Genomic DNA, 13,731 nt, shown 5'->3' on the forward strand with positions numbered 1-13,731 from the left:
GCAGCGCGCGGGAGCGCCGAATGACATTGCGCGACCACGCCATCCGCTACGGATTCATCGTGCTCTTGTTCGGGCTCGTCGCCTATTTCTCGATCGCCGCCGACGGTTTCGTTTCGCCGCAAAGTGCGGTTTTCATCTTCCAGTCGGTCGCCATCACCGGCGTGCTGGCGCTCGGCGTCACCGCCACGCTGGTCGTCGGAGGTTTTGATCTGTCGATCGGCTCGGTCGCCACCTCAGCCATGATGGCGGCCGCCTATGTCATGGTGGTGCTGGAGCAGAACGCCCTTGTCGCGGTCGTCGTCTGCCTGCTCATCGGCGCCATCGTCGGCCTGATCAATGGCTGGCTGATCGTCTACATGCGTGTGCCCGATCTGCTGGCGACGCTCGGCATGATGTTCCTGCTAGTCGGCCTGCAGCGCATTCCAACCGAAGGCCGCTCGATCGCCACCGGCATGACCATGCCGGACGGTTCGGTCGCCAAAGGCAAATTCTCCGACGCCTTCCTGGCGCTCGGCCGCCACCGCTTCGACTTCTTCATCCCGAACCTCATTCCAGTGTCGGTGGTGGTGCTGCTCGTGCTCGCCGTGCTGATCTGGTTCTTCCTCGAATACACCCGTTTCGGCCGCATGATGTATGCCGTCGGCAGCAATGAGCGCGCCGCCGAACTCGCCGGTGCGCCTGTCAAGGCATACAAGATCTGGGCTTACGTCATTTCAGGTGTTTTTGCCTCGATCGGCGGCATTTTGCTCGCTGCCCGGCTTGGACGCGGCGACATCGCCTCGGGTAATAATCTGCTGCTCGATGCGGTTGCCGCAGCGCTGATCGGCTACGCGGTGCTGGGTGCCGCCAAGCCGAATGCGTTCGGCACCGCCATCGGCGCGCTGTTCGTCGGCATCTTGCTGCAAGGCCTGACGATGATGAACGCGCCTTACTACACGCAGGATTTCATCAAGGGCGTGGTTCTGGTCGTCGCCCTTGTCTTCACCTTTGCGCTTTCGGGCAGGGGCAGGAGATAGCTTTCGACCGGAACAGGATTTTCGAGTTCAACAAGAGTGGAGGAAAACAAAGTGAGCATTACAAGAAGACTTCTGGGGAAGGTGGCGCTCGGATTGGCCGGCGCAACCATGCTGATGCAGTTTCCGGCTTTTGCCGCGGACAAGCCGGCGCCCTTCGACAAGCCCGGCGTCAAGATCGCGCTGGTGCGCTATCTCTCGACCGGTGACTTCTTCCAGGCCTATCTCTCGGGCGTCGAGGCGCAGTCGAAGGCGCTCGGCATCGACCTGCGCGTCCTCGACAGCCGCCAGGATGCCGCTCTTCAGTCCGACATGGTCGATCAGGCCATCGCGCTCGGCGTGCAGGGCATCATCATCCAGCACGGCCTGACGGAATCGATGAAGGATGCCGCGCAGCGTGCGGTCGACGCCGGCATCAAGGTTGTGGCCTTCGACGTCAATGTCGAAAACCCCAAGATCCCGCAGATCGAACAGTCCGATCGCGACCTGGCCCGCCTTGCGCTCGAGCAGGCGGTCAAGGACAATGGCGAAAGCTGGAATGCCGGCTATGTCTATGTCGCCGGCATCGCGCCGCTCGACCGCCGCAATGAGACCTGGGTTGACGTCAAGAAGAAATATGCCGGCATCAAGGAAGTCGCGATGTTCGGCACGCTCGACAATCCGATCGCCAACTCCGTCGCCAACCAGGCGCGTTCGGTGCTGACGGCGCATCCCGACATCAAGGTGATGTTCGCTCCCTATGATGAATTCGCCAAGGGCGTGAAGATCGCTGTCGACGAAGCGGGCTTGAACAAGGGCATCAAGATCTATTCGGCCGACATTTCGACCTCGGACATCGCTGCGATGCGCGAGCCCGACAGCGCCTGGGCCGCGACCGCCGCGACCAACCCGGCCGTCGTCGGCCAGGTCTCGGTGCGTGCGCTGGCGCAGCTGCTGGCCGGTGAAGATCCGGGCCACAGCGTCGTCGTGCCGCCGACACTGATCACCCAGAAGGACCTCATCGACAAGGACATCAAGAACATGGAGGACCTGTCGGCCAAGCTGCCGCAGTTCGCCCACGCTGATGTCGCGATGCCGGCCTGGATGCCGAACCCGAACGCCAAGTAACTTTCGCAATCGAAGGCCGCCTGCAGCCGCTTGCTGCAGGCGCCCTTTTTGCCGAATATCTGCAGCCGGCGCCAGGCTCCGGCCCAAGGTTCGGTGCGTATATGGAAGTCCAAGCGGCAATCGAGGAAAACCTGTCCGGCGCCGTCGCCGGAACCTTGTTTCGATGCCCGCAGGCCACCACGGGTGTCGTGGTGCTGGGTGGGTCGAGTGGCCGCGTCGATGTCGGGCGCGCACGGCTCTTTGCAAACGAGGGCTCGTCGGCTTTGGCCCTGCAATGGTTTAGCGGTGAGGGCCAGCCTCCCGGAATATGCGAAATTCCCCTCGAAACCTTCTTCGCGGCAACCGATTGTCTCCTTGAAACAGGATGCCACCGCATCGTCTATGTCGGCACATCCAAGGGTGCCGAGGCCTCACTGCTTGCGGCGGTCCATGACCCGCGCATCGACGCTGTGGTCGCCATCAGCCCGTCATCGGTGATTTGGGGAAATATTGGTGCTGGCCCGGATGGCGTCAGTTGGCCTGAACGATCCTCATGGTCGCTCGACGGAATCCCCCTGCCGTTTGTGCCGACGGATCCAAACTGGACACCAGAATACGTGGATGGCTTGGTATCCTACAGGGGACTCTTCGAACATTGCTTGAAAACCTTCAGGCAGGAAGCGGCTGCGGCGACCATTCCCGTTGAGACCGCATCGGCCGAGATCCTGCTGGTCGCAGGCGGCGACGATGCGCTGTGGCCCTCCCTATGGTTCGCGACAGAAATTGTTCGGCGGCGCAGCGAAGCAGGCAAGATCACACATCTCGTGTCATCGCCGGATGCGGGGCATCGCATTCTCTTGCCTGGCGAGAACACACCACGCTCGACATTGCATGCACATGGCGGCAATGACGAGGCCGAATCACGGTTGGGCAGAATGGCGTGGGAAGGCATCCGAGAACTGCTGTAGCTGCAGATCCCGAATACCTTCGCCTGTTTTGCGTCAGTCTCGGCCGGTTTCCCCTACCGCATCGCTGCCGCGATATTGCCGCCGTCGACGGTCGTCACGTCGGCGGTGGTGCGGTCGGCCAGCGCGTGATGCAGGAAGGCCTGCGCCACGTCCTGCGCCGTCACTTCCTGGCCGAGCAGATTGCCGGACATGTAGTCCTTCTCCGACACGCCGCGCGCGCCTGAGCGGCTGGCAATCATGGCGTCGGTCAAAAGGCCCGAGCGGATGCGGTCGGCGTTGACGGCGTTCGAGCGGATGCCATGCGCGCCATAGTCGAGCGCGTACTGCCTGGACAGGAACAGCGTCGCCGCCTTCGGCACGCCATAGGCGCCGAACTTCGGGCCGGGGTTGACGGCCTGCTTGGAGGTGTTGAACAGAAGCACGCCGCCGGTGCCCTGCTCGAGCATGATGCGCACGGCATTCTGCGCCACCGATTGGTGGGCGAAGAAATTGAGCTCGAAACTCTTGCGCAAAAGTGCATCGTCGAGCTCGCCGATGCGGCCTTCCCAGGCGGCGCCGGCATTGGAAACCAGGATGTCGACACCGCCGAACACGGCGACCGCTTTGTCGAAGGCGGCACGCACCTGTGCCGGGTCGGTGATGTCTGCGGCGACGCCGATCGAATTGTTGCCGGCTTTCTTCGCTGCATCGGCGGCTTTTTCGGCGTCGAGATCGACGACGACGGCATGGGCGCCATTGTCGGCGAACAGCTTTGCCGTCGCTGCACCGATCGCGCCGGCACCGCCGGTGATCAGCACCACCTGGCCGGTCAGCGGCTTCGGCTTGTTGGAGGCGAGCTTGGCCTGTTCCAGCGACCAGTATTCGAGCGGGAACAGGTCGGCCTTGGAAAGCGGATGGAACCGGCCGACGGCCTCGGCGCCACGCACTGCCTCGATCCACATCTCACCGACATCCGACGCGATCTTCGCGTCCTTCAGGGTGCGGCCGTGGCCGAACATGCCGAGGCCGGGCACCAGCGTCAGCCGCGGCATCTGGTCAAGCATGGTGCGCTTGACGTCGTCGAGCGCATCGTTGGTTTCGAAATAGGCGCGATAATCCTTGGCGAACGCGTCGACATGGCTCTTGATCACCGCCTTGTAGTCGCCGGCCTTGTCCGCGTCGGGCGCCGGCAGCGCCATCGGCCCGGTCTTGATGCGGATCGACAGATCGGGCGTCGAGACGCCGCGCCCGGCATAATCGGCGATCTCGGCTGAATTGATGAAATCGACAATTGCCGGCGAAGTGCGGAAATCGCTGACCATTCGGTCGAAGCGGCCTTCGCCGCGCGCTACCGCCACCGCGCCGCGCAGCATCGGCGCGATCGACGCCGGCGTCGCGAGCTTTGCCGGCAAGGCTGCCTTTGCCGCCTTCGGCTTGCCGCTTGCGGCAATATAGTCCTCGGCGACGTTCACATAATGGATCATCCGGTCGTAGGCCTGCTTCGCATCGTCGCCGAAGGTGAAGATGCCGTGCTTGTCGAGGATCAGGCCCTCGACGTCAGGATCGGCGTCGAAGATGTCGGCAGCCGCCTTGGCGAGGTCGAAGCCGGGCATGATGTAAGGCACGTAACCCATCTTGCTGCCGAAAACCGTCTTCACCAGCGGCTTGGAGTCCTCCTGGTCGACGATGGCGAGAATGGCGGTCGAGTGCGTGTGGTCGACGAACTTGTGCGGCAGGAAGGCATGCAGCAGCGTCTCGACCGACGGGTTGGGCGAGGACGGATCGATGAGGTTGACGCGTTGCAGGGCAACCATGTCCTCGTCGGCCAGCCTGTTCAGCGCGCGCGCCTTGAGCAGCGGCTTGAGCTTGACCGCCGGCAGGCCCTGCGGCTCGATGACGCCCATGTCCCAGCCGCTGCCCTTGACGCACAGCACGTCCCACTGGTCGCCGACGAGGTCGGTTGCCGTCGTCTTGCAAGAGGTGTTGCCGCCGCCATGCAGGACCAGCCGTGGTTCGCCGCCGAGCAGCCGGGTCGTGTAGACGCGCAGCGCCAGGTCGCGGCCGACACCCTTTTTCGCGTAGTCTGCGACGAGTTTTTCGGCGGCTTCGTCATTCCACAAATTCTTCATGTTCGCTTCGTCCGGTTGTTTGTCTTTGATGGTGAAACAGGAATGCCGCGACGCTTTGATGACAATGCGCCGGCGACGGAGAGGGGATTTCCTAGGAGGCCTTTTCTGTCGTGGCAGCAGCATGGTCCAGAAGCCGCTGCGCCATGTGCGCGCCGACCACCAGATGCGTGCAAAGGCCGCCGGCGATCGCCGCGAGCAGCGGTTCGAACTTGCTGTCCTCCTGCACCACCACCAACCGCCTGGCGATGGCGCGCAGCGATGCAAGCTCGGCGGAGATCACCCGCCTGTTATAACTGCAGTCGAGCACCTTGCCCTCGGCGTCTATGATCTGCCCGGCAATTACGCCGGCAGCGCCTTGGCTGCGCAGATCCGCCATTTCACTTGGCGTCAGCGCGCCGCATTTGACCAGATGGCTGTCGGCGTCGACCGCTCCGACCGAGTATAACGCCAGGTCGCATTCGCCGACACCCGACAATTGTTCCCGGATCACCGGCTCGGCACGCAGCGCACGCGCAAGTTCTTCCGTAGACAGCACCAGCGGCGCGTAGAAATTGAGCCCTTTGGCGTTGAGCCGCCGCGCGATTTCCATAGTGCATTGGTCGGGGCGATAGGAATAGGGCGCGCCGAGATTGCCGCAGAGCTGCACCACCGTGACATCCTGCAGATCGGCATAGGACATGACGTCGGCAATCATATAGACGGTGCGGCCCCAGGCGACGCCGATGCGGTCGCCCTTCTTGACCAGTTCGAGAAAGACGCTCGCCGCCAGCACGGCGATTTCCGTCGACGGGTCGGCAATATGATCATTCTCCGGCGCGATCCAGACGGCGTCGAGGCTCAGCGCATCCTCGAGCTTGCGCGCCAGCACGTCGTCGGTGAAAAGCTGGGTCGAAGTCGAGATGTTGACGATGCCGGTCTCGCGCGCCTTGCGCAGGTACATGGCGACCGAGGCACGGGAAATGTTAAGCTGGCTCGCCACCTGGTCCTGCCGCAGGCCATGGGCATAGTAGAGCCAGGCGGCCTTGTGGATGAGTTGTTCTGCCGGTCGGATCGCCATGCCGTCTCCTCAGCTGACATTATTCACGGCTCTCGACAAAAGTCAAACTGGGCAGAGGTATGCGATGCTCCCGCTTGCGCCGAATCTGGTTCATCATTGTGCCGAATGCGCTCTGTCGTGGCATCGTTTGTGGTGACGCGGCCCGAGCCTGTGATTAGAACGTCTGAAAGAAAATCGCGGGGAGCATGGGATGGGCAATCCTTACGAACAGGATCTCGACAAGAACGCGGCCAACCATCAGCCGCTGACGCCGCTCACCTATCTGGAGCGCGCGGCCAAGACCTATCCCGACCATATCGCCATCATCCATGGCCGCCAGCGCATCGACTATCGCACTTTCTGGCAGCGGTCGCTGAAGCTTGCCTCGGCCCTTCAGAAGCGCGGCATCGGCAAGGGCGACACCGTCACCGTCATGCTGTCAAACACGCCGCCGATGCTGGAGGCGCATTTCGGCGTGCCGATGACCAAGGCGGTGCTGCATTCGCTCAACACCCGCCTCGATGCGGCGGTCATCGCCTTCCAACTCGATCATGCCGAGACCAAGGTGCTGATCGTCGACCGCGAATTCTCCGGCGTCGTCAAGCAGGCCCTGGAACTGGCCAGGGTCAAGCCGCTGGTCATCGACTATGACGATCCCGAATACGCCGCCGACGCGCCGTACCCAAAGGGCGAGCGGGTAGGCTCACTGGACTATGAGGCATTTGTCGCAGGCGGCGACGCGGACTTCGCCTGGTCGATGCCCGACGACGAGTGGGATGCGATTTCGCTCAACTACACGTCCGGAACGACGGGCAATCCGAAGGGCGTCGTCTACCACCATCGCGGTGCGGCCCTGATGGCCTACACCAACACCATCCATGCCGGCATGGCCAAGCACGCGGTCTATTTGTGGACGCTGCCGATGTTCCACTGCAATGGCTGGTGCTTTCCCTGGACGCTCGCCGTCCAGGCCGGCACCCATGTCTGTCTGCGCTGGGTGCGGCCGAAGCCGATCTACGATGCGATCGCCGATCAGGGCGTCACCCATCTGTGCGGCGCGCCGGTCGTCATGTCGGTGCTGATCAATGCCAGGGACGAGGACAAGCGCGCATTTCCGCAGACGGTCACTTTCAACACGGCTGCAGCACCCCCGCCGGAAGCCGTGCTGTCGGGGATGGCGGATGCCGGCTTTGCCGTCACCCATCTCTACGGCCTGACCGAGACCTATGGCCCGGCGGTCGTCAACGAATGGCACGGCGCCTGGGATGATCTCGAAAAGGGCGAGCGCAGCGCCAGGAAGGCGCGGCAGGGCGTGCGCTATGCAGCGCTCGAAGGCCTGACGGTCATGGACCCCGAGACGATGCGGACGACACCGGCCGACGGCGAGACAATCGGCGAGGTCATGTTCCGCGGCAACATCGTCATGAAAGGCTACCTGAAAAACCGCAAGGCGAGCGACGAAGCCTTCGCCGGCGGCTGGTTCCATTCCGGCGATCTCGGCGTCATGCACCCCGATGGCTACATCCAGCTCAAGGACCGCTCCAAGGACATCATCATCTCCGGTGGCGAGAACATTTCCTCTATCGAGGTCGAGGACGCGCTCTACAAGCACCCGTCGGTTGCCTCTTGCGGCGTCGTCGCCAGGCCCGACGACAAATGGGGCGAAGTGCCTGTTGCCTATGTCGAGCTGAAACCCGGCAAGGTCGCGACCGAAGCCGAGATCATCGATCACTGCCGCGCGCTGCTTGCCCGGTTCAAAGTGCCGAAGGCGGTCATCTTCGCCGAAATCCCGAAAACCTCGACCGGCAAGATCCAGAAATTCCGGCTACGCGAGATGGCCAAGGGGGCTTAGCTGCATCGCCACCCATGCTTCGCCTCGACAATTTGTCGCGGGCTTCGTCATCCTAGGGTGTAGCAGTCGCGAGCGACGTCGCGGAAACCCGGGAGCTGCTCCGCAGCCCAAGGGATCCATGCCGTCACCTTGCGGCCGAGCTCCGACAGTCGAGAATGGCGGCTGCAGGCTACAGCTCGCTGACCGGTGTAAACCTGTTGATCCGTCGCACTCTTTGACCAACGTCGCGGCATGGATCCTAGGGTCTGCGCCGCGTCGCTTCGCTCCTTGCTTCGCCCTAGGATGACGAATTCATCAGGGCCAGCCGCTAACGGCGATCGTCGATTCCACCTTCTCACTGTCACCATCTGTCACCATTCGTACGTGTATACCGAATCCGCATTGACAGGTCCTTCTTTTCGATTTACGAGTGATGAAAATCAAAATTCGTCACTCGTAAATCGATAGAGGATCATGTCCGAAGCCGCCACCATAGTCGCCGAAGCCGCCCGACAGGAAAATGTAACGCGCATTCTCGATTGCGCCGAGCGCCTGTTCCGGCACTATGGCTACGGCAAGACCAATGTCGCCGACATTGCGCGTGAGCTCGGCATGTCGCCGGCCAACATCTACCGTTTCTTCGCCTCCAAGGTCGAAATCCACCAGGCCGTCTGCGGCCGGATGCTCGGCGCCAGCTACAAGATGGCCTACGAGATTTCGCGCCTGCCGATCAGCGCCGAGGAGCGGCTCCGGCGCTACGTGCATGCGCAATACAAGATGACGATGGAGGTCATGCTCGACGACCAGAAGGTCCACGAGATGGTCATCGTCGCCCTCGAACGGGATTGGGGTGTGATCGACAAGCATGTCGACAGCATTCACGACCTGTTCGCGGAAATCATTCGTGACGGGATCGAGGCCGGTGAGTTCAGAAAACAGGATCCGGTTATCGCGTCTCGCTGTTTCGGCGCCGCGACCGTCATCCTGTGTCACCCGCAGATGGTGGCGCAATGCCTTGCCAAGACCAACCGGGCAATGCCTGACGACCTCGTCGACTATGCAATCAAGGCCTTGAAGTAGCCTCCGCCCGTCGGGCGCCGGTTTCAACGATTCATCTCCATTTCGGGAGTACGCGCGTGTCTTCGTTCAGTTCAATCATCGGCAGGTTGCCCGCTGTAGGCCCGGTGCTGCTTGTCACCGCCACTCTCGGGCTTGCCGGCTGCAGCCAGGAAAAAGCCGAAGTCAAGGATATCATCCGCCCGGTCAAGGTTGTCGAGATCGCGAAGGTACATGACACCCGCACGCTCTCCTATTCCGGGTCGGTGAGGGCCCGCACCGAGAGCGCTCTGGCATTCCGCGTCAATGGCAAGATCACCGAGCGCCTCGTCGATATCGGCCAGCATGTGGCCTCGGGCGATGTGCTCGCCCGCATCGATCCCATTGACTACGACCTTTCGGTCAAGAGCGCGCAGGCAGCGCTCGATGCCGCCGAGCGGCAGGTCGAGACCGTGGAACTCGCCCGCAAGCGTGCCGAGCAGCTTTTTGCCAAGAATTTTGCCCCGAAATCACAGCTCGAACAGGCGACCTTGACCTATGACCAAGCGGTCGCCACCCGTGATTCCGCCCTTTCGACACTGGCTCAGGCGAAGAACCAGGTCGGTTATACCGATCTCAAGGCCGACAGGGATGGCATCGTCACCACGGTCAGCGCCGACGTTGGCCAGGTGGTCGGTTCCGGCACGCCGGTTGTCACTGTCGCTGTCGACGGCGAAAAGGAAGTGCTGATCGCCGTCCCGGAAATGGAAATCGCCGAATTCAAGGCGGGCAAGGCGGTCAAGGCGGGCTTCTGGTCGGATGATGCGCTGGCGCTCGACGGCAAGGTCCGCGAAGTCGCCGGCAGCGCCGATCCGCAATCACGCACCTTTGCCGTCCGCGTCAGCCTGCCCAACGATCCGCGTGTGCTGCTCGGCATGACCGCCAGCATCGAAGCCACGGCGGCCAATGAGCGGCAGCTGGTCTCGATCCCCCTGAGCGCACTGGCCGAGCAAGGCACCCAATCGATCGTCTGGACCGTTGATCGTGGCGCCGACACCGTTCATGCTCGTCCGATCAAGGTTGCCGAGTTCGCCGCCGATGGCGTGCGTGTCGCGGAGGGTTTGAAACCCGGCGATGTCGTGGTCGCCGCCGGCACGCAATTCATGACCGAGAACCTCAAGGTGAAGCTCGCCGGTGATACGGCGCTGCAATCGGCATCCGCGGCGGACGGCGACGCCAAGCAGGTGCGCTGACGACAGACAACCGGCTGCGCGTTCCCGCAGCCGCTGGTTTCCGGGCGGCAGGCGCCCGACCGAGACGCTCGATTGATGTCACCCCCACATCGATTTCGCGTCCCACCGCGATGAGTGCTTCTCCGCTGGGAGAGCCTTGCCGCCCGGAAGCCACTACGAACCCTCGATTTTGTTGCGCTAGATAGATGGACCAGCGTCGATGACCAATTCCACGGAAGAGAAGCGGCCCTTCAACCTGTCGCGCTGGGCAATCGGCCATCCCGCCATTGCGCGGTTCCTGTTCGGCCTGATCATCATTTCCGGCGCGCTCGGCCTGATGCGCATGGGCCAGAAGGAAGATCCCGATTTCACCTTCCGGGTCATGGTCGTCCAGGCGATCTGGCCGGGCTCCTCGATCCAGGAGATGGAAGACCAGGTCGTCAACAAGATCGAACGCAAGCTGCAGGAAACGCCGCATCTCGATTTCGTGCGCTCCTTCACCCGCGCCGGCAGCGCCATCATCACCGTGCAGATCAAGGGCGACACCAACACCGCCGAGGTGACCGACGCGTTCTACCAGGTGCGCAAGAAGGTCGGTGACATTGCCGGTGACTTGCCACAAGGTCTGCTCGGCCCCTATTTCAACGACGAATTCGGCGACACCTTCATCACCCTGCATTCGATCAGCGGCGACGGCTTCAGCTATCCCGAGCTGAAGAAGTTCGCCATCCAGGCGCGCGACATGCTTTTGACGACGCCCGGCGTCGAGAAGGCCGTCATCATCGGCGACCAGCCTGAAAAGCTCTATATCGACGTCTCGTCCAAGGCCCTGGCCGAACGCGGCCTGACGCTGACCGATCTGCAGAATGCGATCAAGGGACAGAACAATGTCGACCCGGCCGGCTCCGTCGATACCGGCACCAACTCGGTGCGCATTTCCGTCGAGGGCGATGTCGGCAAGGTCGAGGATATCAGGAACCTGCGCCTGCGCGCCGGCGGTCAGGTCACGAGGCTGGGCGACATCGCCACGGTGAGTTCGGGGTTGCAGGATCCGTTCCAGCGAAAGTACCGCTTCAACGGTCACGACAGCGTGCAGTTGGGCGTCGTCATGGCCAAGGGCTTCAAGGTTACCGATGTCGGCAAGGATGTCGAGGCCACCTACAAGCGTTTCGAAGAGGCGCTGCCCTACGGCGTTGCCGTCGACCAGATCTCCGACCAGCCGGGCGTCGTCACCGATGCGGTGGCGGAGTTCATGCATGCGCTTGGCGAAGCGTTGCTGATCGTGCTCGTCGTCTCGTTCCTGTCGATCGGTTGGCGTTCCGGCCTGGTCATCGCCATCGCCATCCCGCTGGTGCTGGCCGCGACCTTCGCCATCATGTACGAGCTCGGCATCGACCTGCAGCGCATCTCGCTCGGCGCGCTGATCATCGCGCTCGGTCTTCTGGTCGACGACGCGATGATCGTCGTCGAGATGATGGAGCGCAAGCTGGAGGAGGGGATGGTCAAGGTCGAGGCGGCGAGCTTCGCCTATTCCTCGACCGCCTTCCCGATGCTGACCGGCACGCTGATCACCACGGCCGGCTTTATTCCGGTCGGCTTCGCGGCCTCGACCGCCGGCGAATATGTCCGCACGCTGTTCTATGTCGTCGGCATCGCGCTGATCGTCTCCTGGTTCGTCGCGGTCTATTTCACGCCATGGCTCGGCAACATGATCCTCAAGCAGCGCAAGCATGCCGGCAGCCATCACGATGTCTTCGACACGCGTTTCTACCGCCGGCTTCGTGCCACCGTCAGCTGGGCCGTGCGCCATCGCATCATCGTCCTGGTGATGACGCTGGTCACCTTCGGCACCAGCCTGTGGGCTTTCCAGTTCATTCCGCAGAACTTCTTCCCGCAATCGTCGCGGCCGGAAATCCTCGTCGACCTTTGGCTGCCGGAAGGCACCAGCATCAAGGAAGTCGAGGCGCAGGCCAAGGCGCTCGAGACCAAGATGATGGACGACAAGGACAAGCGTTTCATCGCCACCTATATCGGCGAGGGCGCGCCGCGCTTCTTCCTGCCGCTCGACCAGCAGCTGAGCAACCCCAACTTTGCCCAGTTGCTCGTCATGGCCAATGACGAACCGGCGCGCGAGCGTCTGATCGTCAAGTTGCGCACCGTTCTGGCGCAAGACTTCCCGTCCATCCGTGCCAAGGTCGATCGTCTGTTCCTCGGTCCGCCGACCGGCTGGCCGGTGCAGATGCGCGTCATGGGGCCGGATCGCCAGGAGGTGCGCCGCATCGCCGACCAGGTGAAGGCGAAGTTCCGTGAAGATCCGCTGCTTGGCGCCGTGCATGATGACTGGCTGGAGCCGGTTCCGGCGATGAAGCTGGTCATCGACCAGGATCGTGCCCGCGCACTCGGCGTCACCTCGCAGCGCATCCGCCAGATGCTGCAGGCGACGATGTCCGGCGCGCCGCTCGACGACTTCCGCGACGGCGAGGAGACGGTGTCCATCGTCGCCCGCGAGCCGAATGCCAGCCGCAGCCTGCTGTCCTCGGTCGACTCGGTCTATATCCCGACCGACTTCGGCGGTTTCGTGCCGCTGTCGCAGGTGGCCAAGGTGGTGCCGGTGCTGGAGCAAGGCATCGAATGGCGCCGCGACCGCCTGCCGACCATCAGCGTGCGCGCCACCTTGCCCGACGGCGTGCAGTCCAACGACGTCGTCACCAAGATGTACAACGACATGAAGGACCTGCGTGCGGGTCTGGCGCCCGGTTACAAGATCGAAATCCAGGGCGGTGCGGAGGATTCGGCGGAAAGCCAGGCTTCGATCGCCGCCAAGGCACCGATCATGCTGGCCGTCATTGTCGTGCTTTTGATGATCCAGCTGCAGAACTTCGGCAAGGCGATGCTGGTGCTGGCGACCGGTCCGCTTGGCATTATCGGTGCTGCCGCGGCACTCCTGATCAGCGGTGCGCCGTTCGGCTTCGTCGCCATTCTCGGCGTCATCGCGCTGCTCGGCATCATCATGCGCAACTCGATCATCCTGGTCGACCAGATCGACCAGGACATCGCCGCGGGCATGGACCGCTACGAGGCCATCATCGGTTCGGCCGTTCGCCGTTTCCGGCCGATCACGCTGACGGCGCTGACGGCGGTGCTGGCGCTGATCCCGATCTCGCGCGGCGTCTTCTGGGGTCCGCTCGCCTACGCCATGATGGGCGGCATCCTGGTTGCCACGGTGCTGACCATCCTGGTCCTGCCGGCCGGTTACGCCCTGTTCTTCGGCCGGGAGCCGAAGAAGCGCGGGGCGGAGGGACCGACGGACGATCTGGAACTGAGCCAGGAAGCCGAAAAGCCGCAACTGGCGCTGGCCGCCGAATAGATCGATCACGCCAGTCGAAAAGGATCGGGCGCGCCGAAGCGCGCCCGATCCTTTT

9 protein-coding genes are annotated in these 13,731 nt (G+C 62.9%); 7 read left to right on the top strand and 2 right to left on the bottom strand.

Going from position 1 to position 13,731, the window contains the following annotated elements; translation table 11 throughout:
* Nucleotides 1-20: 20 nt before the first annotated feature.
* The 3 genes from LB559_RS10540 (at nucleotide 21) to LB559_RS10550 (ending at nucleotide 3,067) form a co-directional block, all read left to right on the top strand.
* Nucleotides 21-1,016 (top strand): ABC transporter permease, encoded by a 996-nt coding sequence (locus tag LB559_RS10540; RefSeq protein ID WP_224674014.1) that lies wholly within the window; start codon nucleotides 21-23, stop codon nucleotides 1,014-1,016.
* A gap of 51 nt (nucleotides 1,017-1,067) precedes the next feature.
* Nucleotides 1,068-2,120 (top strand): substrate-binding domain-containing protein, encoded by a 1,053-nt coding sequence (locus LB559_RS10545; protein WP_224674015.1) that lies wholly within the window; start codon nucleotides 1,068-1,070, stop codon nucleotides 2,118-2,120.
* A gap of 101 nt (nucleotides 2,121-2,221) precedes the next feature.
* A complete protein-coding gene (locus LB559_RS10550) occupies nucleotides 2,222-3,067 on the top strand; it encodes an acyl-CoA thioester hydrolase/BAAT C-terminal domain-containing protein (protein ID WP_224674016.1) in 846 nt (281 codons plus the stop codon).
* Nucleotides 3,068-3,120: 53 nt separating this feature from the next.
* On the opposite strand, the gene LB559_RS10555 is transcribed toward LB559_RS10550, so the two are convergent.
* The gene (locus LB559_RS10555) at nucleotides 3,121-5,175 is read right to left on the bottom strand and encodes a bifunctional aldolase/short-chain dehydrogenase (protein ID WP_027163848.1); all 2,055 of its coding nucleotides are present in this window, start codon (nucleotides 5,173-5,175) and stop codon (nucleotides 3,121-3,123) included.
* Nucleotides 5,176-5,266: 91 nt separating this feature from the next.
* Complete coding sequence (locus LB559_RS10560) at nucleotides 5,267-6,232, bottom strand: sugar-binding transcriptional regulator (RefSeq protein ID WP_013532917.1); 966 nt, start codon at nucleotides 6,230-6,232, stop codon at nucleotides 5,267-5,269.
* Between the two features lie 190 nt (nucleotides 6,233-6,422).
* Here LB559_RS10560 and LB559_RS10565 point away from each other — a divergent pair, with 190 nt between their 5' ends.
* From LB559_RS10565 to LB559_RS10580, 4 genes are all read left to right on the top strand, one after another.
* Nucleotides 6,423-8,063, top strand: coding sequence for an acyl-CoA synthetase (locus tag LB559_RS10565; RefSeq protein WP_013532916.1), 1,641 nt, complete (start codon nucleotides 6,423-6,425; stop codon nucleotides 8,061-8,063).
* 453 nt (nucleotides 8,064-8,516) lie between these two features.
* Nucleotides 8,517-9,122 carry a TetR family transcriptional regulator gene (locus LB559_RS10570; protein WP_013532915.1) on the top strand — a complete coding sequence of 202 codons (606 nt, stop codon included), beginning with the start codon at nucleotides 8,517-8,519 and terminating at the stop codon, nucleotides 9,120-9,122.
* Nucleotides 9,123-9,178: 56 nt separating this feature from the next.
* Complete coding sequence (locus LB559_RS10575; protein WP_024502583.1) at nucleotides 9,179-10,330, top strand: efflux RND transporter periplasmic adaptor subunit; 1,152 nt, start codon at nucleotides 9,179-9,181, stop codon at nucleotides 10,328-10,330.
* Nucleotides 10,331-10,529: 199 nt separating this feature from the next.
* Nucleotides 10,530-13,676, top strand: a complete 3,147-nt coding sequence (locus tag LB559_RS10580; RefSeq protein ID WP_224674017.1) for an efflux RND transporter permease subunit — start codon at nucleotides 10,530-10,532, stop codon at nucleotides 13,674-13,676.
* Nucleotides 13,677-13,731: the final 55 nt, after the last annotated feature.

It is taken from the genome of Mesorhizobium sp. BR1-1-3, assembly GCF_020165455.1.
GTDB classification, from domain to species: Bacteria; Pseudomonadota; Alphaproteobacteria; order Rhizobiales; family Rhizobiaceae; genus Mesorhizobium; species Mesorhizobium ciceri.